At 42.1% G+C, this 24303-nt stretch carries 16 protein-coding genes; 12 read left to right on the forward strand and 4 right to left on the reverse strand.

Features of this window, described 5'->3' with window-relative positions; genetic code table 11:
* Nucleotide 1: 1 nt before the first annotated feature.
* The 4 genes from BUC20_RS11270 to BUC20_RS11285 are packed head-to-tail and all read left to right on the forward strand — an operon-like array spanning nt 2 to nt 4347.
* Complete coding sequence (locus tag BUC20_RS11270; protein WP_073230902.1) at nt 2–1471, forward strand: TSUP family transporter; 1470 nt, start codon at nt 2–4, stop codon at nt 1469–1471.
* Nucleotides 1472–1473: 2 nt separating this feature from the next.
* The gene (locus BUC20_RS11275; RefSeq protein ID WP_073230904.1) at nt 1474–2178 is read left to right on the forward strand and encodes a phosphoadenylyl-sulfate reductase; all 705 of its coding nucleotides are present in this window, start codon (nt 1474–1476) and stop codon (nt 2176–2178) included.
* 10 nt (nt 2179–2188) lie between these two features.
* Nucleotides 2189–3094, forward strand: coding sequence for a sulfate adenylyltransferase subunit CysD (cysD, locus tag BUC20_RS11280; RefSeq protein WP_073230905.1), 906 nt, complete (start codon nt 2189–2191; stop codon nt 3092–3094).
* A complete protein-coding gene (locus BUC20_RS11285; protein WP_073230907.1) occupies nt 3094–4347 on the forward strand; it encodes a sulfate adenylyltransferase subunit 1 in 1254 nt (417 codons plus the stop codon). The genes cysD and BUC20_RS11285 overlap by 1 nt, the downstream gene beginning before the upstream one ends.
* 210 nt (nt 4348–4557) lie before the next feature.
* On the opposite strand, the gene BUC20_RS11290 is transcribed toward BUC20_RS11285, so the two are convergent.
* Together BUC20_RS11290 and BUC20_RS11295 are read right to left on the reverse strand one after the other, a co-directional pair.
* Nucleotides 4558–5274 carry a DJ-1/PfpI family protein gene (locus BUC20_RS11290; protein ID WP_084528762.1) on the reverse strand — a complete coding sequence of 239 codons (717 nt, stop codon included), beginning with the start codon at nt 5272–5274 and terminating at the stop codon, nt 4558–4560.
* 101 nt (nt 5275–5375) lie between these two features.
* On the reverse strand, nt 5376–6356 hold the full coding sequence (locus tag BUC20_RS11295; protein WP_073230908.1) for a GlxA family transcriptional regulator: 981 nt from the start codon (nt 6354–6356) through the stop codon (nt 5376–5378).
* A gap of 582 nt (nt 6357–6938) precedes the next feature.
* Here BUC20_RS11295 and BUC20_RS11305 point away from each other — a divergent pair.
* Together BUC20_RS11305 and BUC20_RS11310 are read left to right on the forward strand one after the other, a co-directional pair.
* Nucleotides 6939–8345: a glycogen synthase gene (locus BUC20_RS11305; protein ID WP_073230912.1), complete on the forward strand. Its 1407-nt coding sequence runs from the start codon at nt 6939–6941 to the stop codon at nt 8343–8345.
* Between the two features lie 14 nt (nt 8346–8359).
* Nucleotides 8360–9631 (forward strand): glucose-1-phosphate adenylyltransferase, encoded by a 1272-nt coding sequence (locus BUC20_RS11310; RefSeq protein ID WP_073230914.1) that lies wholly within the window; start codon nt 8360–8362, stop codon nt 9629–9631.
* A gap of 7 nt (nt 9632–9638) precedes the next feature.
* Here BUC20_RS11310 and BUC20_RS11315 read toward each other — a convergent pair whose 3' ends face one another.
* Both BUC20_RS11315 and BUC20_RS11320 read right to left on the reverse strand, forming a co-directional pair.
* On the reverse strand, nt 9639–11000 hold the full coding sequence (locus BUC20_RS11315) for an ATP-binding protein (RefSeq protein WP_234994503.1): 1362 nt from the start codon (nt 10998–11000) through the stop codon (nt 9639–9641).
* A complete protein-coding gene (locus BUC20_RS11320) occupies nt 10997–12367 on the reverse strand; it encodes a sigma-54-dependent transcriptional regulator (protein ID WP_073230915.1) in 1371 nt (456 codons plus the stop codon). Before BUC20_RS11320 ends, BUC20_RS11315 begins: the two co-directional genes overlap by 4 nt.
* A 293-nt stretch (nt 12368–12660) precedes the next feature.
* Between BUC20_RS11320 and BUC20_RS11325 the strand changes: the two genes are divergently transcribed.
* The 6 genes from BUC20_RS11325 (at nt 12661) to BUC20_RS11350 (ending at nt 24284) form a co-directional block, all read left to right on the forward strand.
* Entirely contained in the window at nt 12661–13905 is a 1245-nt protein-coding gene (locus BUC20_RS11325) for an efflux RND transporter periplasmic adaptor subunit (RefSeq protein ID WP_073231786.1), read from the forward strand.
* Between the two features lie 101 nt (nt 13906–14006).
* Nucleotides 14007–14705, forward strand: a complete 699-nt coding sequence (locus BUC20_RS11330) for an ABC transporter ATP-binding protein (RefSeq protein WP_073230917.1) — start codon at nt 14007–14009, stop codon at nt 14703–14705.
* Nucleotides 14706–14710: 5 nt separating this feature from the next.
* Nucleotides 14711–17086: an ABC transporter permease gene (locus BUC20_RS11335; protein ID WP_073230919.1), complete on the forward strand. Its 2376-nt coding sequence runs from the start codon at nt 14711–14713 to the stop codon at nt 17084–17086.
* Nucleotides 17087–17108: 22 nt separating this feature from the next.
* A complete protein-coding gene (locus BUC20_RS11340) occupies nt 17109–19475 on the forward strand; it encodes an ABC transporter permease (RefSeq protein ID WP_073230921.1) in 2367 nt (788 codons plus the stop codon).
* Between the two features lie 24 nt (nt 19476–19499).
* Nucleotides 19500–21881, forward strand: coding sequence for an ABC transporter permease (locus BUC20_RS11345; RefSeq protein WP_073230923.1), 2382 nt, complete (start codon nt 19500–19502; stop codon nt 21879–21881).
* Nucleotides 21882–21905: 24 nt separating this feature from the next.
* Nucleotides 21906–24284 carry an ABC transporter permease gene (locus BUC20_RS11350; protein WP_073230925.1) on the forward strand — a complete coding sequence of 793 codons (2379 nt, stop codon included), beginning with the start codon at nt 21906–21908 and terminating at the stop codon, nt 24282–24284.
* Nucleotides 24285–24303: the final 19 nt, after the last annotated feature.

A 24303-nucleotide genomic window follows, 5' to 3' on the forward strand; every position in this document is an offset into this window, starting at 1 on the left:
TATGGAAGGCAACCAATTATTTCCTGTCTTCATCAAGTTGAATACGATACATACGTTGCTGATTGGTGCAGGACCGGTGGGACTGGAGAAATTGTTGGCCATATTAGCGAATAGTCCGGAGGCGAAGGTAACGGTCATTGCCCTGGAGATTCTGCCTGAACTGGAAGAACTGGCCAAAGGTTACGAAAAGGTAAGCTTGGTGCAAAGGGAGTTTAGCCCGGCGGATCTGGACGATGCAGACCTGGTGGTTGCGGCAACAAACAATGAAGCCCTCAATCAGCAAATCCGGGTAGAAGCAGACCAGCGCAACCTGTTGGTGAACTTTGCGGATAAACCTGAGCTTTGCAATTTTTACCTGGGCTCCATCGTAAAAAAGGGAGACCTTAAGATTGCGATCTCTACCAACGGGAAATCACCAACCATTGCAAAGCGGTTAAAAGAGGTGCTGAACGATAATTTGCCGGAAGAATTGAATGATACGCTGCAGCACATGCAGGCATTGAGAAATACTTTAAACGGGAACTTTACATCGAAAGTTAAAAAGCTGAACGAGGTAACTGCCATCCTGCTGAAAGAAAGTAAGGAAGATAAGGTGAAGAAAAACTTTAAATGGTTGATCTGGACCTCTATCGTCTTTTCTTTTGGAATTGTGATTACCGCTTTCTGGCATAAGGAACCTGAATTTCAGGCTTACATCACTCAGCTGAACCCGATGTTTTACTGGTTCCTGATTGGTGGATTTATCTTTGCCATGATCGATGGTGCCATTGGGATGTCGTATGGGGTAACCTCTACTTCTTTCTCTCTGGCGATGGGTGTTCCACCCGCATCGGCGAGCATGGGGGTGCATTTATCGGAAATATTAAGTAACGGGATCGCCGGATGGATGCATTACCGTTTTGGAAATGTGAACTGGAAGCTGTTCCGGATCTTATTGATTCCGGGAATTGTGGGTGCGGTAACAGGTGCATACCTATTGTCTTCCCTGGAGCATTACAGTCATTATACCAAACCTCTGGTGTCTTTGTATACCTTGATTCTTGGAGGGGTGATTTTGTCGAAAGCCTTTAAGGTAAACCGTAAACACAAAGATCCTAAAGGAAAAATAAAAAAGATCTCTTTATTGGGATTGTTTGGTGGATTTATTGATGCTGTTGGCGGCGGCGGATGGGGATCCATCGTATTGTCGAGCTTAATTGCAGGAGGAAGAAACCCAAGGTTCTCTTTGGGAACGGTGAAAATTACCCGTTTCTTCATTGCATTGATGAGCTCGCTGACCTTTATCACGATGTTAAATGGTGCCCATTGGGAAGCTGTTGCCGGTTTAGTGATTGGAAGTGCTTTGGCTTCCCCGATTGCAGCAAGGGTTTCCAATAAGATCTCCGTGAAGACGATCATGGTGTCGGTAGGCGTGCTGGTGGTATTGGTCAGCCTTCGCAGCATTGTCAATTTTATCCTTAAACTAGTATAGTCATGAAAGTAGATTTAGCAGAAATAGCAGCACAAATAAAAGATAAAGATCCTGTGGAAGCGCTGAGGTATTTTGCCATCACTTATCCTGGAAAAATTGTGTTTTCCACCAGTTTCGGATGGGAGGATCAGGTGATCACACATATGATCTTTTCCAATGATATTCCCATCGAAGTGTTTACCCTGGAAACAGGCAGGCTCTTCCCGGAAACTTATTATGTATGGAACCGGACACTGGAGAATTATAAAAAGCCAATCCTGGCCTATCATCCTCAGGCAGAAGCCTTGCAGGAGATGGTGAATGCGAAAGGACCAAGCAGCTTCTATGAAAGCGTGGAAAACAGAAAAGAATGTTGTCATATCCGTAAACTGGAACCTCTGAAAAGGGCGTTGGCAGGTAAAGATTGCTGGATTACAGGAATCCGTTCAGAGCAATCCCTGAACAGACATGATATGGCGAATATAGAATGGGATGCACAAAATGACTTGTTAAAATTCCATCCCATCTTCTTCTGGTCGCTGGAAGAGATCAAAGCCTACATTAAAAAACACAACATTGTATACAATACCTTGCACGATAAAGGATTTCCGAGCATAGGATGTGCCCCTTGTACGAGAGCAGTACGGGAAGGCGAAGATTTCAGAGCCGGCCGCTGGTGGTGGGAAGATCAATCAAAGAAAGAATGTGGTTTACATGCCACTTCGTAATTAAAAGAAAATGAGTAAGTATAATTTAGATTATTTAGACGAACTGGAGGCCGAGGCGATTCACATTTTACGTGAAGTAGCAGGGCAATTTGAAAAACCAGCATTGTTGTTCTCCGGAGGTAAAGATTCTATCACCCTGGTGAGGCTTGCTGAAAAAGCATTCCGTCCGGGAAAGTTTCCTTTTCCACTGGTACACATTGATACCGGACATAACTTTGAAGAGACGATCGCCTACCGCGATAAAATGGTGGAACGGTTGGGAGAGAAACTCATCATCGGTCATGTTCAGGAATCTATTGACCAGGGCAAAGTGGTAGAGCAGACGGGGAAAAATGCCAGCAGAAATGCGTTGCAAACGGTAACCCTTCTGGATACCATTGAAAAACACGGTTTTGACGCCTGTATTGGTGGAGCGAGAAGAGACGAAGAAAAAGCAAGGGCGAAAGAAAGAATCTTCTCAGTAAGGGATGAATTCGGACAATGGGATCCTAAACGTCAGCGCCCGGAGCTTTGGAATATCTATAACGGTAAGATCCATAAAGGAGAAAACGTAAGGGTATTCCCGATCAGCAACTGGACCGAACTTGATGTATGGAACTATGTGAAAAGAGAAAACATAGACCTTCCTTCTATCTATTTCGCCCATTACAGAGATTGTATCACTAGAAACGGACAACTGATGGCAGCCTCCCCATTCCTGAATATGGATGAAGAGGATATCGTTGAAAATAAAAAAGTTCGTTTCCGTACAGTAGGAGATATGAGCTGTACTGCCGCAGTGGAATCTGAAGCAGACGAAATAGGAGATATCATTGCCGAAATCAGTGCATCAAAAATTAGTGAACGTGGAGCCCGCATGGACGATAAAGTATCCGAAGCTGCTATGGAAGACCGCAAAAAAGGAGGGTATTTTTAATGAATTTATTGAAATTTTTTACAGCAGGAAGTGTGGATGACGGAAAGAGCACACTTATCGGAAGACTGCTTTACGATACAGATTCCATCTTAGCCGATCAACTGGAGGCCTTACAGCAATCCAACCGTAAGAACGACGACGGTACGATTGACCTGGCCATCCTTACTGATGGTTTAAGAGCGGAAAGAGAACAAGGGATCACGATTGATGTGGCTTATAAATATTTCCAAACCGATAAGCGTAAGTTTATCATTGCAGATACCCCAGGTCATATTCAGTATACCCGTAACATGGTAACCGGTGCTTCTACTGCCAAATTGGCGATCATCTTAATCGATGCCAGAAACGGAGTCGTAGAACAAACCATCAGGCATTCTTACCTTGTTTCTTTACTCGGTATCGAACATGTGGTGGTTGCCCTGAATAAAATGGACATGGTAGATTACAGTGAGACCGTTTTTAATGCCATCACCGAAAAATATAAAACACTTGCCGATGAGCTTAAGCTGAAGGAAGTGACCTTTATTCCGGTGAGTGCCTTAAAAGGAGACAATATCGTTCATGAATCCAAACATATGGAATGGTATCAGGGACGTAGTTTATTACATTTTCTGGAAACGGTTGATGTAGAAGATAAGCAAAGTTATAACCTTGCCAGAATGCCTGTTCAATGGGTAGTAAGGCCGCAAACTGACGAGCTTCACGATTACAGAGGTTATGCGGGAAGAGTGCTTAGCGGTTCTTTTAAAGTTAATGACAGGGTAACTGTGTTACCATCAGGAAGCAGTTCTGTCATTGAACGGATTGAAATCTTTGACCAGAGACCGGAAGAAGTACATGCCGGACAATCTGTTACCCTTCATTTGAAAGATAATGTAGACATCAGCAGGGGTGATGTGTTGGTAAATGCAGACCATTTGCCACAGAACTCAAAATTGATTGAAGCAGATGTTTGCTGGATGGATGCGCGTCCTTTGGATGAAAGCATTACATACCTGCTGCAGCACAATAGCAAGGTAACGAAAGCAAAGATCAATGAGATCGTTTATAAAGTCGATATCAATACTTTGGAGAAGGAAAATGCAGTTGATTTTAAGCTCAATGATATAGGTCGGGTGGTGATTAAGACTGCTGATGAGTTGGCTTTTGACCTTTATACCGATAATAAAGCGAATGGTGCAGCAATTTTGATTGACAGCAGGACTAATTTGACCGTTGCAGCATTGATGTTCAGGGCGGTTGCAGATTATTAAGGGATTTTATGGTTAGACATTGCAGGCTATTATTAGAAGTGACTATTCTATTGTTGGAAATGTTGGTCTTTTATTAGAAATCCTGACCTGTTATTAGAAATTTTACTTAAAAAAAGAAGCATTACTAATCAAAGGCTGGAATCTTTTACGCTGAAGGAGCGTAAATCTTCCTATGCCTTTTCTTAGAACGCTTCTTTTTTTATGGGATGATTACTCCATGAAAGACATATCGCCGTTCCTGTTATAGACCATAATTTTTCCAATCTGATCAGCTAATTCTTTTCCGTTGATGCGTTCTATCAGGTGGAGAGATCCGTCTAATCCTGAGGTGATTCCTGCTGCGGTGATTACTTTGCCATCTTCCACAAAGCGGACCTTTTCAACGATTTCTATTTTTGTGTTTTTTCTAAGCTCGTCTAGTTCCAGGTAATGGGTTGTGGCTTTCTTTCCATCCAGGACTCCGGCATTTGACAATAGTAAAGCGCCAGTACAAACAGACATGGTTATTTTTGTTTTTTCATTTTGTTTGTTGATCCATTTAAAAAGTTCAGGCTGGTTGTTGACGGTATTGCTGATTACCTGGGGCGCTGCGCCAGGAACAATCAGGATGTCAGCCTGAGGTGCATTTTCAAATGAATAAGTAGATTGCATCATTACCGTCCCACCTTCTGAAGGCGTAAGATGTTTGCTGGATGCTGATACCGTATATAGTTTATAAGTGGGGTCCATTACATTCGCTTTTGTGAAGACATCTATGGGGCCATTTAAGTCCATTGCTTCTACCTGATCGTAGATCAGAAAAGCAACATTGATGGTCTTTTTTGCTTTTTTCATCTCTACCAGAGGAGCCGTCGGACTTTGTGCCTGACTGGCTATAGTGGATCCGACAATTGAGGCGATGGTTACAAGTGTTTTTACTGATTTCATGTTTTTAATTGTTATATAAATTATTAGACAATACAAGGGTAATACAATGGTTAAAAACCATCGTTTTGGCTATTCAAAGCCCATTATGCTGAACTTAAGGTTTAAGTAGCACCAAATAGATTCCGGTAATAGGAAGGGCTGGTATCCAGGTGGCGTAAAAAGGCTCTCCTCATCGTATCAGCACTGCCAAATCCACACTTCCCGGCAATCTCTTCCAGAGACAGTCCTGTTTCCTCCAGAAACCTCCGGCCTGATTCTACACGTAGTTTTTCGATGTATCGTGCAGGAGTAAATCCGGTTTCCAGGCGGAATACCCTGGCGAAATTCCTTGGACTCATGGCGAGCCTGCCGGATAGGCCTTCTACATTCAGATCTTCTCTGAGGTGATCAGCAATCCATAATTGCAGATCTCTGATGGGCTTTTTGCTGGAGAGCTGCTGACTCAGCAGGTTGCTGAACTGTGACTGGTTGCCTGGCCTACGGAGATAGAGTACCAGATACCGTGCGATTGTTAAGGCCACCTCAGGCCCCTGATCCTCTTCTACTAATGCCAGTGCGAGATCGATTCCTGCTGATGCTCCTGCGGAAGTATAGATATTTCCATCCTTAACAAAGATCGGATCAGCATTGACATTGATCTCCTCATAGGAATTGTGCAATTCCTGACAATTCATCCAATGTGTTGTTGCCCGTCTGTTCCTTAGCAAACCAGCTTCGGCTAAAACAAATGCACCTATACATACAGAACCTACTCTCCGGATTTCAGGTGCATGCAACCTTATCCATTCTACCAATTTCGGATAACGTTTCCACTCTCTGTGACTTGGGAATCCTGCAATTAGCAAAGTGTCAATTTTTTGACTGACCTGATAGATGCTACTCTTACTTCGGATGACGATGCCACTTCTTGTGCTGATCTCCAGATCTTCTGTAGCCGATACCGTAAGCACTTCATATTCTATCTCTCTATTTATTTCCGGAGGTAAAAAATGATTCGCTCCGGTAAACACGTCTGCCGGACCTATAATGTCAAGTGTTAAGGCATCAGGCATCGCCACAATAACAATTAATCGCTTCTCCATTGATCTTTTTATTACGCCACAAAGGTACGGTTGACCTGATTCGTCTGCAATGACAACTTTACGTCGATTTCTGCCAAATGCAGATCCTTGAATGATCGCATTGGTTTTGTGATATGCTGATTTAGATATTTATGAATAAGTCCTTGCTTAATACTGTTGCAATGACGCCCTGTTCTAAACCCTTGCCATAAAACCCTGCTTAATACTGTTACAATAACGCCCTGTTCTAACTCCTTGTCATGAAACCTTGCTTAATACTGTTGCAATGACGCCCTGTTCTAAACCCTTGCCATAAAACCCTGCTTAATACTGTTGCAATGACGCCCTACTTCTAAACCCTTTCCATAAAACCCTGCTCTGCGCCCTGCTTTTTTCCCTTTTCCCAGCTTTATTCCGAGTAAAATATTTATTCCTTAAAAAAGATTGTGCTGTGAAAAGACCTAGAAAATTTTGCACCTCTTCGGTGCAAAAGATTTCAGTCTTTGAATAGCACATCTTTTTTAAGAAATAATTTTCTGTAATAATTGCCATTCTTCCTGTTATTCCCTAATTTAAGATACTTTTTAACCCCCAAATAAAACTATGGAGATTATACACCTGAGTGCAGAATGTTATCCTATTGCCAAAGTAGGAGGTCTGGGAGATGTTGTTGGCGCTTTGCCGAAATACCAGAACAAGCTTGGCCATGTTGCGAAGGTGGTGATGCCTGCATACCAGACAAAATTCATGCAGGAGAACGAGTTTGAGGTGGTTTATGATGGATGGGGGAAATTGGGGTTCCACAATTTTCCTGTACGTATTTTCAGGGAAAAAACGAACAAGTTAGGTTTCGACCTTTACCTTGTTCATATTTCCGGATTGCTGGACCGGCCGAATGTCTACGGATATGACGACGATACGGAGCGTTTTCTTGCTTATCAGATTGCGGTGCTCGACTGGATTACGCAATGGGAGCATCGTCCTGATGTTGTTCATTGTCACGATCACCATACCGGATTGGTTCCATTTATGATGGCTTATTGCCATCAGTTCAAAAAGCTGAGTACGGTTCCTACTATTCTCACGATTCACAATGCCCAATACCAGGGGCAGTTTGGTTGGGATAAGCTTCACTATGTTCCTCCGTTCGACTTATGGAAATCCGGTCAGCTGGATTGGCGGGGTTCAATAAATCCATTGGCATCGGCTATCAAATGTGCCTGGAGGGTCACTACGGTATCTCCAAGTTACCTGGAAGAGATCAGTTTTAAGGCAAATGGTCTTGAAGATTTACTGGCACAGGAGCGGGCGAAGTCTGCCGGAATTCTGAATGGAATTGACAATGAGGTCTGGGATCCGCAGAATGATCCTATGCTGGAAAAGAAATATGCGATCAGAACGGTAGAAAATGGAAAAAAGGCAAACAAAGAGGCCCTATGTCGTGTTTTCAATTTAGATCCTCTGAAACCGCTGTTTACTTTCATAGGGCGGTTGGTTGGAGAAAAGGGAGCCGACCTCTTACCTGACATATTCTACAATGCGTTATTACAGGCTAATGGCGGTGTAAATGTATTGGTTTTAGGTTCTGGTGATCCGCAGGTAGAAGGACGGTTAATGCAGTTGAAAGAAGCTTTCCCGGGAAATTATAATGCTTATATTGGTTATAATGAGCAGCTGTCCCATCAGATTTATGCGGGGGCAGATTTTCTGCTGATGCCGAGCAGGGTGGAGCCATGTGGGTTAAACCAGATGTATGCTTTGCGTTATGGGACTGTTCCGATTGTGCGGAGGGTAGGAGGATTAAAGGATACGGTGATTGACATTGGTGATGGAGGTTTTGGCATTTGTCATGATCAGACCAGTGTTTGGGATGTGGGGCATGCGATAGGAAGGGCTTATGAGCTTTACTACGATGAAAAACACCTGAAGGAGATCCGTAAATATATGATGCAATTAGACCACTCATGGGATAGAGCGGCACAACAATACATTGACTTGTACCAAATATAATAAACTGAATAGCTATGACTGATAAAGTATTGGCGGTCATCCTTGGTGGTGGCCAGGGATCGAGGTTGTCCCCACTTACACAAACGCGCTCTAAACCAGCGGTTCCTATAGCCGGAAAATACAGGCTGGTTGATATTCCCATTTCAAACTGCTTAAACTCAGGCATACACCGCATGTTCGTTCTTACGCAATTTAATTCAGCATCACTGAATAAGCACATTAAGAACACCTATCATTTTAGCCATTTCAGTGCTGCTTTTGTGGACATTTTAGCCGCTGAGCAAACGCCTGATAACCCAACCTGGTTTCAGGGTACTGCCGATGCAGTGAGGCAGACCATGCATCATTTGTTAAATCATGAATTTGAGTATGTGCTCATTTTATCCGGTGATCAGTTGTATCAGATGGATTTTAACAAAATGGTGAATGCACATATTGAAAGTGGCGTACAGATTACACTGGCAACGATACCTGTGACTGCAAAAGAAGCTCCTGAATTTGGGATCCTGAAATCCAATGAGCAAAACATCATTACTTCGTTTATAGAGAAACCTGCTGCTTCACTCTTGGCCGACTGGACTTCTGATACCGGAGAAGAGATGCGTGCAGAGGGGCGTGAGCACCTTGCATCGATGGGGATTTATATTTTTAACAGGGACCTGCTGATTAAGATATTTGCGGAGAATGCAGATGAAAAGGATTTCGGAAAGGAGATTATTCCAAGAATGTTAAATACCTATGATGTGCTGAGTTATCAGTATGACGGGTATTGGACCGATATCGGAAATATCTCTTCTTTCTTTGATGCCAATCTGGGTCTTACCGATGACCTGCCTAAGTTCAATCTTTTTGATAGCCATCATAGCATTTTTACGCGTCCGCGTATGTTGCCGCCTTCTAAAATTCTGGGAACAACGCTGGATAAGGCAATCATCGCAGAGGGTTGTATTTTACATGCCGCAAGCATCAAGCATTCCGTGATTGGTATTCGTGCAAGGATAGGTAAAGAAACAACCATTGACAGCTGTTACATCATGGGTAGTGATAAATACCAGGTTCTTGAAGAGATGGAAGTTGACCTGCAAAATAAAAAGCCATGGATTGGCATTGGCGACAGATGCGTCATCACCAATGCGATCTTAGATAAAAACTGCAGGATTGGAAATGATGTTCAGATTATTGGAGGTGTGCATCTTCCCGATAGCGATCACGCCCTTTATACCGTAAAGGACGGAATTGTTGTGGTCAAGAAGGGAGCAGTCATTCCAGATGGAACTGTAATTTAATTTTCAATTACTGGTATCGGAAGACCAGTGAAAATACCGTCTTTTCAAAAGGGATAGAGTTCACTTCAAGGCTTCCATGGTGCATCTTCATAATGTTTCGGGTAATGGTCAGGCCAATACCCGAACCATTTTTTCTGGTAGTAAAGAAGGGCACAAATATTTTTTCAATCAACTCTGTATCAATTCCTTTTCCATTATCGCTGACTTCCAGGTACAACTTATTCTGGTCTAACCGGTAGTTGATTTCAATAACAGGATGTTCTACTTCGTCTAAAGCATAAATACTATTCGTGACCAGATTAATCAAAGCTTGTTCCACGAGCTTAAGGTCCATTTGTATGGTGATTTTAGAAGAAGTCTGCTCTACTTTAAGGATGATATTTCTGCCGCTGGCAAATGGCTGCATCAGTACTTTAATGTGTTGCAGGATCTCTCCGATGGTATGGTATTCCAGGTCTGGTGTAGGAAGCTCTGCAATCAGACGGTAGTCTTTTACAAAATCCAGGAGGCCTTCAGATCTTCTTTTAATTGTCTTTATAGCGGGCTTTAAATCTTCCAGATCTTCATGACTTAAGGTCTCTTTGTTGGCAATCATGCTATTCACCGTATCAGATAAAGAGCTGATAGGGGTAATGGAATTGAGGATCTCATGTGAAATTACGCCGATTAACCTGTTCCAGGCTTCACTTTCTTTTTGTTCGATCTCATCCTTAATATTTTGAAAGGAGATGATGGTATAATCCGTCATGTACAGATTCAATGGAATCACTTCCGTTGATAGCTGGATGAGTTTGTCCTGTATCTTCAGTTCCATAAAGCGCTTTCCGCCCTTACCAATGGCATCGATTTCTTTAGAGAAATCAGGGCTGTGTTTTGCTACACGGTGCCAGTATTTGTAGGTTGGGATGCCCAACAGATTGGTTGCTGCCTGATTGAAAAATACAATTTCTGTTTGTTTGGGATCCTGTACATTGTCTTTGATTACAATTACACCAACCGGAACCTGTTCCAGGATGGTCTTGATCAGCTGGAACATGGAATCTTTCTCCAGCTGTATGTCCTTTTGGGTTTGTATGATGTCGTTGAAAGATTCATACAGCTCCGGAAAACTTCCTTTTGTGGCTTTATTCCGGAAATTCAGTGTGCTGTCCCTGGTTTTTACCGCCAGGATAAAGCGCTTGATGTCTTCCCGGATCTGATTGATATAGAAGTATAAGTTCAGTAATGCCGAAATCAGCAGGATACACAATCCCGCAATGGTAAACCACAGTTCTGTTTTTTTGATCAGGTAGTACAAAAGGATACCCAGAACATTAATCAGCACCAGTCTGCTGATCAGGCGGAAGGTAAAACGGTTATAAAAGATCATAGGTCAAATTTTTCTATGCGCCTGTATAAGGCTGCGCGGGTAAGGCCCAGCTCAAGGGCAGCTCTTGAAATGTTCCCTTTATGTTTGTCAATAGCCTTCTGAACCATGAGCTTTTCCATTTCTTCCAGGCCCATTTCTGGTTGGATGACAGAATTTCCTCCGAACTTCTGGGGGCTCAGTTGTAAGTCGCCGGCACTGATCTCCATGCCATCGGCCATGATCACCGCGCGTTCAATTACATGCTGCAGTTCCCGTACATTTCCTGGCCAGTGATAGCCCAATAACAAGCTTTCTGCCTTCGCTTCGAACTTATAAAGGCTTTTATGGTATTTGGTACTGAAGCTATGCAGAAAGTGGTTGGCCAGGAGGATAATGTCTTCTCCACGTTGTGCCAGTCCTGGAAGCAAGAGCTCTACCGTATTGATCCGGAACAATAAATCCTGTCGGAATGTCCCTTTAGCGACCATTTCATTCAGCGGCATATTGGTCGCAGTGATCAACCTTACATTTACTTTGCGTTCCTTACTTTCCCCTAAACGGGTGACGGTCCGGTTTTGCAATACGCTTAATAATTTCGCTTGTAAAGGCTGGGATAAGTTTCCGATCTCATCCAAAAATATCGTTCCCCCGTCTGCAAGTTCAAACCTGCCGGGTTTATCATCTTTGGCATCTGTAAATGCCCCTTTTGCGTAACCAAAGAGTTCACTTTCAAAAAGGTTTTCATTTAGGGAACCGAGATCCACATGCATGAAGATGTGGTTCTTCCGAAGGGAGTGTTTGTGTAATTCGTAGGCGAAAACTTGTTTCCCCGTCCCGTTTTCTCCTAATATCAATACATTGGCATCTGTGGGGGCAACTTTAACAAGGGTGTTTTGCAGGTGTTTAATTGGGGCTGAATTTCCAACAATATGTTCAAACTGCCTGGCCTGATCCTTCTGTAAAGAGGAATGAATCTTTTCGAGTTTCTTTACCTTTTTGTTGGATTGTCTTAAGCGGGATGCTGCCGACAATGTGGCAAAAAGCTTTTCATTTTCCCAGGGTTTAAGAATAAAATCTGTGGCTCCTTTTTTTATGGCCTGAACGGCGAGTTCTACATTCCCATAAGCCGTCATTAAGATCACGACGTAATCTTTATCAATGGAAAGGATGTGTTCCAGCCAATATAATCCCTCGCGACCGTTGCTTGCACCTTTTTGATAGTTCATATCCAGCAGGATAATGTCGACCTCATTGTGGCTGAGCAATACATTGATTTCCTTAGGGGATTTACAGGTAACGACCTGATTGAAATGTTGTTTTAAGAATAAACGGGCGCTCAATAAGATGTCATCATCGTCATCGATCACTAAAACATTTGCATCTATCATTTTTGTGAATTTAAACTGTACTATTTGGTTTCTTATGATTCATTTTAATTAGCCGGTCAGATCCATGAATCCTGAGCTAACCGTTGGCGCATCAGGATGCCCGGATTCATCGCTTGAATTATTGGCAGTGCTCAAAAATAAGAGAAACTGTTCGATGCTGTACAGCTAGTGTCCGATTATGAACGCTTTTTGATGGGGTGTTGATTTAACTTGCTGATAATTAGCTATATAATTATATTTTTTCTGATTGGCATACCCTTAGCTTATGGATGTTCACTAAGCGTAATACAAAAATGGATAAGATCATAAAGAAAAAAAGGTTCAGTAAGAAAACAATATTAACCATTGCCGGTGCTGTGGTTTTAGTGGGGCTTGTGGCTTATGGATATAGCTTGTCTTTAAACAAGGTGTATAAAGCAGATGCAGAGAAAATCACGGTCAGCAAAGTTCAGTATGGTGATTTTGAAGATGTCGTATTGTTAAATGCGAGCGTGGTACCTTTAACCTCTGTGATTGTAAGTTCCCCTGAAGGAGGTACCGTGGCAGAGATCTTTACAGAAAACGGTGCATCGGTAGTTAAAGGAACACCATTACTGAGAATCACCAACCCGAATGCTTTATCCAACTATACTTCCAGCGAAACAAGTATTACAGAACAAATCAATCAATTGAGAAAACTACGTCTGGACCTGGAGCAAAACCAAAGGGTGATGAGCCAGGATATGATGGTGATTGAAAATAGTTTGAGAACTGCGAGCAGGAAATATAAGATTGACAGCACTTTATTCTCAAAAAATGTCATCACACGGGAAGAGTTTAATGTTTCAAGCCAGGATTACGAATACTTCCAGGGCAGAAAAACGATTTTGAAACAAGCAGTGAAACAAGAGAATCAAGGTAGGGTCATGCAGTTAAAGCAAATTGACATCTCCATTGGCAGGATGAACGAAAGTCTGGAAACCATCAGACAGAACATTGAGAACATGACCATTAAGGCTCCTGTGGCCGGACGTTTATCTTCTTACGATCCCGTGACCGGTAAGTCTTATGCCCCAAATGAGATGCTGGGAAAAATTGATGTATTGCAAGGGTATAAGTTACAGGCAGGCGTAGATGAGTATTACATCAACAGGGTGAAAGAAGGACAGAGTGCCAATGTAGAATTTAATGGCAAGACCTATAAATTAACGGTAAGAAAGGTAATCCCTGAGGTTACTGCCGGACAGTTTCAGGTAGAGCTGGTGTTCGAGGGAAAATCTCCTGATGAACTGAGAAGAGGATTATCGATGCAGGTGAAACTTACCCTTTCAGACAACAGTAAATCATTGCTGATCTCTCAGGGACAATTTTTCCAAAGCACGGGAGGAACCTGGGTATTTGTAGTGAAAAATGGTAAAGCCACGAAGAGAAATGTGAAGATCGGACGTAAAAACTACCTGTACTATGAAGTACTGGAAGGATTACAGAAAGAGGAGGAGGTAATTACTTCATCTTACGATCAGTTTAACCAGTATGATATTATAGAAATTAGTAAATAGTGCATTAAAGACATAAATTTAGGTTAGGGTGCCCAGGATTATTGCGTTGATCCGGGTACCAACCTTAATTAAAGAAAGCTTAAACGGATAAAAATATAGCCATGATAAAAATTGAAAACCTGGAAAAAGTTTATAAAACTGAAGAAATTGAGACTACTGCTTTAAATGGGATAAACCTTCATGTTAAGGAAGGCGAATTTGTCTCGATTATGGGACCTTCGGGCTGCGGTAAATCCACTTTATTAAATGTAATGGGTTTATTGGATAAGCCTGAAAGTGGCAGTTATAAGTTCATCGATACAGAGCTGTTAAAGCTGAACGATAAGGAACGTTCCAATTTCAGAAAACGTAACATGGGATTCGTTTTCCAGAACTTCAACCTGATTGATGAGCTGACCGTTTTTGAAAACATAGAACTTCCGCTGATCTATAACAAAGTTCCGGCTACAGAACGTAAACGCCTGGTGAACGAGATCATCGAAAGGATGAACATTGTAAACAGGAGTGGCCACTTTCCTCAGCAACTATCAGGAGGGCAACAACAGCGTGTAGCCGTTGCCCGTGCATTGGTGACCAAGCCTAAGCTGGTCCTTGCGGATGAGCCTACCGGAAACCTGGACAGTTCTCATGGTAATGAGGTGATGGAGCTGCTTTGCGAATTGAATGAAACAGGAACAACCATTGTGATGGTGACCCACTCTTCCCATGATGCCAGTTTTTCTAACCGCATCATCAACTTAAAAGACGGACATGTGATTTCTGAAAAAATCAATAAAAACCGTACAGAAGAACTTATTTAATTATCATGTTCAGACTCAACCTTAAAATCGCCCTGCGCAACCTTTGGAAAAACAAAGGATATACTTTGATCAATGTTGGCGGACTGGCGATAGGTCTGGCCAGTTGTATGATTCTGTTGTTGTATGTGGCTTATGAATGGAGCTTTGATAAACATACCAGTGGTTACGACCGTACTTATGTAGTTTATAACAATCAGCCAAACGGAGAACAAATTGTAAGCTATCCCTGGACTCCGGGAGTGATGGCTGATGAGCTGCGCACTAAAATACCAGGAATATCCAGGGCTTCAAGGTCAACGTATCCAGCAGAATTTCTGATTAGTTACAACAATCAGCATTTCAAAAAAAATGTAGTTTTCGCGGATACTGCTTTTCTTAAAATCTTTGACTATAAAGTGCTGCAGGGAAACAGAGATCAGATGCTGAGACAGCCCAACTCTGTAGTCCTGACGGAGCGTCTGGCTAAAATCCTGTTTGGAAACGAAAATCCAATAAATAAGGTCGTGAAACTTGGCGGGACTGAAGACCTTATTGTGGAAGGCGTGATTGAAAATGTACCGGTTACCAGTAGTATTCAGTTTGACTACCTCGGTTCATGGGAAATGTTTGTAAAGGGAAATCCATGGGTAAAGGGAAGTGAAGGGAATTGGGGTAATAATTATTGCCTTACCGCAATACAGCTTCAGGACAATAGCTTTTTCGAAAAGGTAAATGCAGAAATTGCCGGTATTTATAAGCGGAATATCAAAGAAATCAGGTCTGTAGCTTCGATCCATCCTTTATCAAAATGGCATTTATACGATAAATATGAGAATGGAAAATCCGTTGGTGGTAAAATTGATAACCTTCGCATCTTCTTGTTGCTTGCATTTAGTATCCTGTTGATTGCCTGCATCAATTTTATGAACCTCTCTACCGCAAGATCTGAGAAACGTGCGAAAGAAGTAGGGGTACGAAAGGCGATTGGTGCAGCAAGGAAGTCATTAATTGCTCAGTTTATGCTGGAATCTGTATTGCTTTCTTTCTTTGGGATGATCGTGGCATTTACGTTAATGGAGATTAGTCTTTCCTATTTTAATGGTATTTTAAGCACACAGCTGACGATCAATTATCAGGACTGGAAGTTTTGGTCAGTATTGATCGGCCTGACGCTGTTTACCGGTTTGGTGGCTGGTAGTTATCCCGCATTTTACCTCTCTTCTTTTAATCCGGTGAGGGTCTTGAAAGGCCTTAATCTACCTGGGAATTCATCCTTGTCGATCAGAAAAGTGCTGGTGGTCTTTCAGTTTGTATTTGCAGTTTGTTTAATCATATGCACCGTAGTTATTTACCAGCAATTGAATTTCATTAAGAATAAACCTGTGGGATACAATAGAGCAGGATTGGTGGAAATCCCAATTGAAGGGAGATTACAGAATGATGGAAGGATGAAATTACTCAGAGAGCGGGTGCTGAAATCTGGTGCGGTAACCAATGCCAGTGTATTTAGCAGGAGCTTAAGCATGGGAGGGAACAATACCTCTGGCGTGAGCTGGCCCGGAAAAAATCCGAAGGAGGAAGTTCTGGTTAATTTCAGGTTTGCCTATTATGATTTTGTAAACACTTTAGGAACAAAGATGGTGCTGGGCAGAGAATTTTCAGCTCAATATGCAGACAGTGCGAATGTCATTATCAATGAAACTGCGGCGAAAGTGATGAGCTTATCCAACCCGGTAGGAACAGTGATTGATTGGGGTGGTGATAAGAAGACGATCATCGGGGTGATGAAAGATTTTGTGATGGAAACACCTTACCAGACGGTAACTCCTATGATGATGATGCTTAATTCCAGTGCAGATGGGGAAGGCGTTCTCGTATTACGTTTGAATCCTTCACAAAGTATCGGTACTTCCATGCAGCAGATTAAAACACTGGTGAAAGAGATGAACCCTGATTTTCCGGTCGAGGCTACCTTTTTGAGTGATAGTTTTGAAGCCAAGTTTCAGAATGAAAAAGTTCTGGGCATTCTGGCCAACTGGTTCGGTGGTTTTTCTATTTTCATTTCCTGTCTGGGGCTGTTAGGATTGAGTTTATTTATGGCCGAACAACGTAAAAAAGAAATCAGTATCCGTAAAGTGCTCGGTGCAAGTATGATGAATATTTTGACCTTGCTGAACAGAGATTTCATTAAGCTGGTCGCAATTGCCAATCTGATTGCTTTTCCTCTGGCTTATATCCTGATTAACCAATGGTTATCAGCGTTTGAGTTCAGGGTTGGTATCTCCTTTATTCCTTTTGCGATAGCGATTGGTTTATCCTTACTGATTGCCTTGCTTACGGTAAGTGCACAATCGGTTAAGGTGGCGAAATCTAATCCTATTGATGCTTTAAAATACGAATAAACCATTTCTAAAAAGATAGTAAATGTTCAGACTGAATTTTAAAATAGCTTTACGGAACCTTTGGAAAAACAAAGGTTATACCTTGATTAATGTGGGTGGTCTGGCGATAGGTCTGGCCAGCTGCATGATTCTGCTGCTTTATGTGGGGTATAAATGGAGCTATGATAAACAGTTTAGCAATTACGAAAAAACATATGTAGTCTATAACAACGCTTTTACTTCCGCTAAACTGGAAACCTGGATCTGGACACCAGGCTTGATGGCAAGGGAAATTAAGGAAAAGGTTCCGGGAATAGCATATGCTTCCAGGTCCACTTTTCCGGAGCAGAGGCTAATCAGCCATGGGCAACAACGATTTAAAAGCGCGGCCATCTTTGCCGATGCGGCATTTTTAAAGATCCTGGATTTTAAAATGATCAGGGGAAACCGCGATAAAGTATTACAGGAGCTAAATTCGGTTGTTTTAACGGAGGGGATGGCCAAACGTCTTTTTGGCATGGAAGATCCAATCAATAAGATGGTGAAATTTGAGAATACGGAAGTACTAAAAGTAGAAGCCGTAATTGCAGATGTTCCCGGGAATAGCAGTGTGCAGTTTGATTATCTCCTGCCCTGGGCTTTACTTGAAAAACAAAACCAGATCATACGGAACTCCAATTGGGGAATGAATTTCTGTTTAACACTGGTTCAGCTAAAAGACAATCGTTTCTTTGGTTCGGTAAATCAGCAGCTAAAAGGAATCTATAAAAGGAATGAACAAGGGTCCAATAGCGAAGCATTTATGCATCCATTGTCCAAATGGCATCTGTACAGCACTTTTGAAAATGGCGTTTCTGTTGGCGGAAAGATTGATCAGATCCGCATCTTTTTTATCCTTGCTTTTTGCATCCTGCTGATTGCCTGTGTTAATTTCATGAACCTCTCTACTGCTAGATCAGAAAAAAGGGCAAAGGAAGTCGGAGTCCGCAAAGCAATAGGTTCTTCAAGGAAATCACTGATCAGTCAGTTTATGCTGGAGTCTGTATTGCTTTCCTTCCTGGGGATGCTGGTTGCTTTTGTCTTAATGGAAATCAGCCTGCCTTATTTTAATGGATTGCTACACACCACTCTGGTCATAGAATACCAGAACTGGAAATTCTGGTCAGTACTGCTAAGTCTGACTTTTTTTACCGGATTTATTGCCGGGAGTTATCCTGCTTTTTATCTTTCTTCCTTTGAGCCGGTTAAAGTTCTGAAAGGCTTTAATATAGCGGTGAATTCATCTCTTTCTGTAAGAAAGGTACTGGTAGTTTTTCAGTTCGTCTTTGCAGCTTGTCTGATGGTGTGTACTGCAGTGATCTATCAGCAATTAAATTACATTAAGGATAAGCCGGTAGGCTATAATAAAGCCGGTTTGATGGAAGTCCCGCTACAGGGAGTATTACTCAAAGATCCGGCAAAAATGCAGCTTCTAAAAGAACGTTTACTGAAAACGGGAGCGGTTACGGAGGTTACTTTCTTTAGTAAGGGAATGAATGAAGAAGGGGATGCAACTTTTGGAGTGGAGTGGGCTGGCAAAAAGCCTAAGGAAGATGTGTTGTTCAACTACCGCAGTTCGGGCTATGATTTTGTAAAGACAATTGGTACTTCTGTGCTTGCCGGAAGAGAGTTTTCAGCTCAGTTTAATGATTCCGCTAAAGTGCTGATCAATGAAGCTGCGGTCAAACTAATGGGCTTCAGACAACCCATAGGGGCAAGCCTGAAATTGTGGGGAAAATCATTTACGATTATAGGGGTGATCAAAGATTTTGTGATGGCTTCTCCTTATCAGAGGGCAGCGCCAATGGTGGTGTATTATGATATGGGAATAATGACATCCGCGGTAGCCAGGTTAAATCCTGCACAGAATGTCAGCAGTTCCGTTCAGAAAATCGATGAAGTATTCAAATCGTTTAATCCGGATTTTCCTGTCGACCGGAAATTTGTAGATGAAGTGTTCAAACAAAAATTTGATGACGAGCAGTTGCTTGGGACCCTGGCTAATTGGTTTGGTGGTTTCGCCATCTTCATCTCCTGCCTGGGCTTGTTGGGACTGGCATTGTTCACCGCAGAACAAAGGAAAAAAGAAATTGGAATCAGAAAGGTACTGGGTGCAAGCACTGCAAATATACTTGCGCTGTTAAATAAAGATTTTATTAAACTGGTACTGATTGCTAATCTGATCGCTTGTCCACTGGCCTATGTGGTGGTCTATAAATGGCTTTCTGCATATGAATTCAGGGTAAGTATATCTGTTTTGCCTTTTGCTATTGCCATCTTTTTATCCTTGATCATTGCGTTGATTACGGTGACTGCACAATCGGTTCGCGTGGTTAAATCCAATCCAGTTGATGCTTTAAAATATGAATAAGTTAACCAAATATACACTGTGTTTATGTTCAGACTGAATCTTAAAATCGCTTTGCGGAACCTTTGGAAAAACAAAGGCTATACCCTGATTAACGTCGGTGGCTTAGCGATTGGTTTGGCCAGTTGCATGTTGTTGCTTTTGTATGTGGCTCACGAATGGAGCTATAACAGACAGTTTAGCAATTATGATAAAACCTATGTGGTATTTAACAATACGAAAACGCCAAATGAAATACTGAGCTGGCCATGGACCCCTCCCGCAATGGCAAAGGAGGTTGGACAGCAGATTGCAGGCGTATCAAGGGCCTCCTGTTCGACTAATCCTGCCCCGCTATTGATCGCCAATGGGGAGAAGAGCTTTAGGAAACAAGCGGTTTTTGCCGATCAGGAATTCCTTAAAATACTGGATTATAAGTTTCTTAAAGGAAACCCGGAAAAAGCTTTGCAGGCGGTAAACGGAATAATTTTGACAGAAAGTACTGCAAAGAGCCTGTTTGGAAATGAAGATCCCATCAATAAAACATTAAAGCTGGAAAATTCACAACTGCTAAAAGTGGAGGCGGTGATTGCTGATCTGCCGGAAACTAATTCTATTCAATTTGACTACCTGATGCCCTGGGCAGCTTATGAAAAACAATTTCCCTGGTTTAAAGATGCCGGATGGGGAAGTCATTTTGTTTTAACGCTGGTTCAGCTGGAAGACAATAGTTTTTTTAATCAGGTGAGTGCAGAAATGAAAGGCATCTTCAAAAGGCATGAAAAGGGCTCATTGGCAGAGGCCATTATACATCCTTTTTCTAAATGGCATTTGTATAGCCGTTTTGAAAATGGGAAATCGGTAGGAGGGAGAATTGATCAGGTTAAAATTTTTGTGGGCATTGCTTTTTGTATCCTGCTGATTGCCTGTGTGAATTTCATGAACCTTTCTACAGCAAGGTCGCAGAAGCGCGCCAAAGAAGTGGGCGTCCGCAAAGCAATCGGTTCATCCAGAAAATCACTCATCAACCAGTTTTTGGTAGAGTCGGTATTACTTTCTTTTATTGCAATGTTATTGGCCTTTGTTTTAATGGAAATCACACTGCCTTATTTCAACAGGCTACTCCATATTGAACTTGTTCTTGATTATGGCAACTGGAAATTCTGGACAGTTTTGTGTTCCCTTACCCTTTTTACGGGCTTTATTGCAGGTAGTTATCCTGCATTTTACCTTTCTTCATTTGAGCCTGTTAAGGTCTTAAAGGGATTTAATCTGGTGGGCACTTCCTCTGTTTCGATCAGAAAAGTGCTGGTTGTTGCCCAGTTTGTATTTGCAGTGTGTCTGATCATTTGCACGATCATCGTTTATCAGCAGTTAAATTATGTGAAGAACAAATCCATTGGTTACGAAAAGGCCGGGCTGATTGAAATTCCACTTCAGGGAAATCTGGGCAAGAAGGGAGGGTTGGGTAATAAAGAAAGTATGAATGTCTTAAAAGACGAGCTGATCAAATCAGGAGTAGTGAGTAGTGTGACCTATTTCAGCTCAGGCATGAACTGGGATGGACACCGGACATTTGACATGAACTGGCCGGGAAAAAGCAAGAAGGAACTGGTTTATTTCAACTACCGCTGTGCCGGACTCGATTTTGTGAAGACCATTGGCGGCAAATTGAGTTTGGGAAGAGAATTCTCTCCGAAGCATCATGACAGCTTAAATGTAATGGTGAATGAATCTGCAATCAAGGTAATGGGATTGAAAGATCCGATCGGAAAGGTCATCAGTATGGGGAAAGATCAGGTCACGATTATTGGGGTGATCAAAGATATTGTAGTCGGTTCCCCTTACCAACAGGCGGCACCCATGGTTATTTTTGACTGGACGGTGAACCTTAATTTCGCCCTTGTCCGTTTAAACCCCGGAGGTAATATCAGCAGCGCTGTTCAGAAAATTGATGAAGTGACGAAAAGATTGAACCCCGATTTTCCGGTGGAGCGAAATTTTGTAGATGATGAATTTAAGTTGAAATTTCAAAATGAACAGTTGTTGGGAACACTGGCCAATTGGTTTGGTGGTTTTGCTGTGTTTATTTCCTGTCTGGGATTATTGGGGCTGACCTTGTATATGGCTGAGCAACGTAAAAAAGAAATCAGTATCCGCAAAGTTTTAGGAGCCGGGGCAATGGATGTCCTTTCTTTGTTAAATAAAGATTTTATGAAGCTCGTTGGAATTGCCAACCTGATTGGATTTCCACTTGCTTATATCATCATGACCAGGTGGTTGTCGGCCTATGAATTCCGTGTTGGCATATCTATCTGGCCTTTTGCAACGGCAATGGGTTTATCCCTGCTGATTGCCATCCTTACACTTAGCATACAATCGGCAAAAGTGCTGAAATCCAATCCGGTTGATGGATTAAAATATGAATAGGTACTTACGAAAATACAGATAGAAATGTTCAGACTGAATCTTAAAATCGCTTTGCGGAACCTTTGGAAGAATAAAGGCTATACTGCAATTAATATTGGTGGTTTAGCCATTGCACTGGCAGCATTTATTATGGTAGTGATCTATGTTAGCTTTGAAACAACGTTTGACCATCATATTCCGAACCATAGCAGGATTTATCTGGTTGGAAGAAGTTTGCCGGATGGGAAGACGAATTATACCCCGGCCTCACTGGCGCAGTTAATGAAAGATGCCTGTCCGGAGATTGAAAATGTTGGAAGAAGTAAGAAAACGGGATTTGAATTTGCCTTTAGTACTGATGCGGGGAGGATTTATGGTAAAAATGTACTCTCTGTGGATTATGAAATGGCAAAAATGTTCCATTTGTGGCCGGATAACGGATTAAAAAAGCCAGCTGCAGATGGCTATGATTTATATGTGCCTCAGGAGTTTGCCGATGTCTTGTTCCCCCGCAAGAAACCGATTTATCCCCAACTGGTGGCCATGGGGCCAAAAGACCTCGGGCAATCGGCAAACATCCAGGGTATCATTAACTATCGTACGGATCATTCCAGTTTAAAGTTTGATGCCATGGTGATTTTAAATGATATTGGCGCAAATCAGGATCCTAAAGCTTTGAATTATCAGACCTATATTGAAGTTAAAGAAGGTGCAGATATCGCTCAGCTAGAACAAAAGATAGACGGCTTGTTTAAAAAAGAACTGATCAAAAATGGGATGACAACGGATGACAGGGTGATTTCGGGAAGATCAGTTATCTTTTTAGATCCTCTGGATAACTTACATTTAAGGCCTGTTTCGGGAAACAGTACCAATTATAAAATTGTACTGGCATTAGGGGTTTTAGGCTTACTGGTGCTGGTGATCGCCTGTATAAATTTCACCAATCTGACCATTGCACAGACGAACAGGAGAGCAAAAGAAGTTGGCGTCAAAAAAGTACTCGGGGCTTTTCGCATGAACCTGATCTTTCAGTTTCTGATTGAAATTCTGATGCAGTGTCTTTTGGCACTGGTGATTGGATTGGCATTGGCCGAATTGTTCCTTCCTTATTTTAATGGCTTGTTTGAAACCTCTTTGTCGTTATGGAAAGGGAATGGGGCTCTGGTCTGGCAATTGCCAGCTATTTTAATCGTGATTACACTGATTTCGGGCGTTTACCCGGCATTGGTGTTATCTGGTTTCAGGCCTGCAGAGGTCTTAAAAGGGAATTTGCAAACCAGCTATAAGACCCTATGGCTGAGAAACGCATTATTGGTGACACAGTTTAGTGTAGCGATTGTATTTATTGCGGGTCTATTGATTGTGAGCACTCAGCTGAAATACATGAAGACGGAAGATACAGGCTTTAAACCCGCGCAAGTGGTTTTTATTCAAAATACGGCCTGGTTTAAGCGTGTGAACTTCGAACAACTAAGGGCAAAGGTAAAGGAAATACCAGGTGTAAATTCTTTTACGGTGGCTTCAAATATTCCAGATGGCTCCAAAGCTGCAAAGAATACCTATTCTTTTGAAGGAAGGGAACAGGGCTTAGATATGATTACGGTAGATTTTGATTACTTCGAAACGCTTAATCTGAAAATTAAGGAAGGTAGGTTTTTCTCCAAAAGCTTTAACACAGATACGGTAAATTCGATGGTATTGAATGAAAGTGCGGTTTCTGCCTATGGGATTGTCAACCCAATCGGGAAGACCATCAGAGGATGTAATATGGATTACAGAATTGTTGGGGTGATTAAAGATTTTAAAGCGCAGGGCTTTGAAACGGCTGTGGAACCAACGGTTTATACCATTAAGAATCCTTGTATCGCCAGCACCGATAAGTACATGTTGATGGTCAATGCGGATCAGGACAAGATGGCTGCGGTTCTCGCCACCTTAAAAGCAAACTGGAAGGATTTGAATAAGCTCGATGGGGAGGACTTCAGATACGAATTCCTGGACGAGTTGTATGGCAGGTTGTTTAAAAAGCAGGAGCAACTGCAGGCGGTTTTCTATTGTGCGGCAGTACTAACCATCTTTATCGCTGTTCTTGGCTTATTTGCCTTTTCTGCTTTCAGTACAAATAACCGGAGGAAAGAAATCGCAGTCAGAAAGATTTTAGGGGCAACAGACTTTCAGGTGCTCGGCTTATTGAATAGTTTTTTTATCCGGGTAGTTTTAATTGCCAACCTCATTGGCTGGCCAATAGCCTATATCATTGCGAAAAAATGGCTGGATACTTTTGCTTACAGAATTGAGGTGCCCATTTTGCCATTTGTATTTGCTGCCCTGATCAGTACGGTTCTCACTGTGTTCACCGTAAGTATTCAGGCACGAAAAGCGGTGAAGGCAAATCCTGTTGATGCTTTAAAATATGAATAAACTAATTAATTGCTAAAGA

Origin of the sequence: Pedobacter caeni, from assembly GCF_900129215.1 — a bacterium.
In the GTDB taxonomy this organism is placed as follows: Bacteria; Bacteroidota; Bacteroidia; order Sphingobacteriales; family Sphingobacteriaceae; genus Pedobacter; species Pedobacter caeni.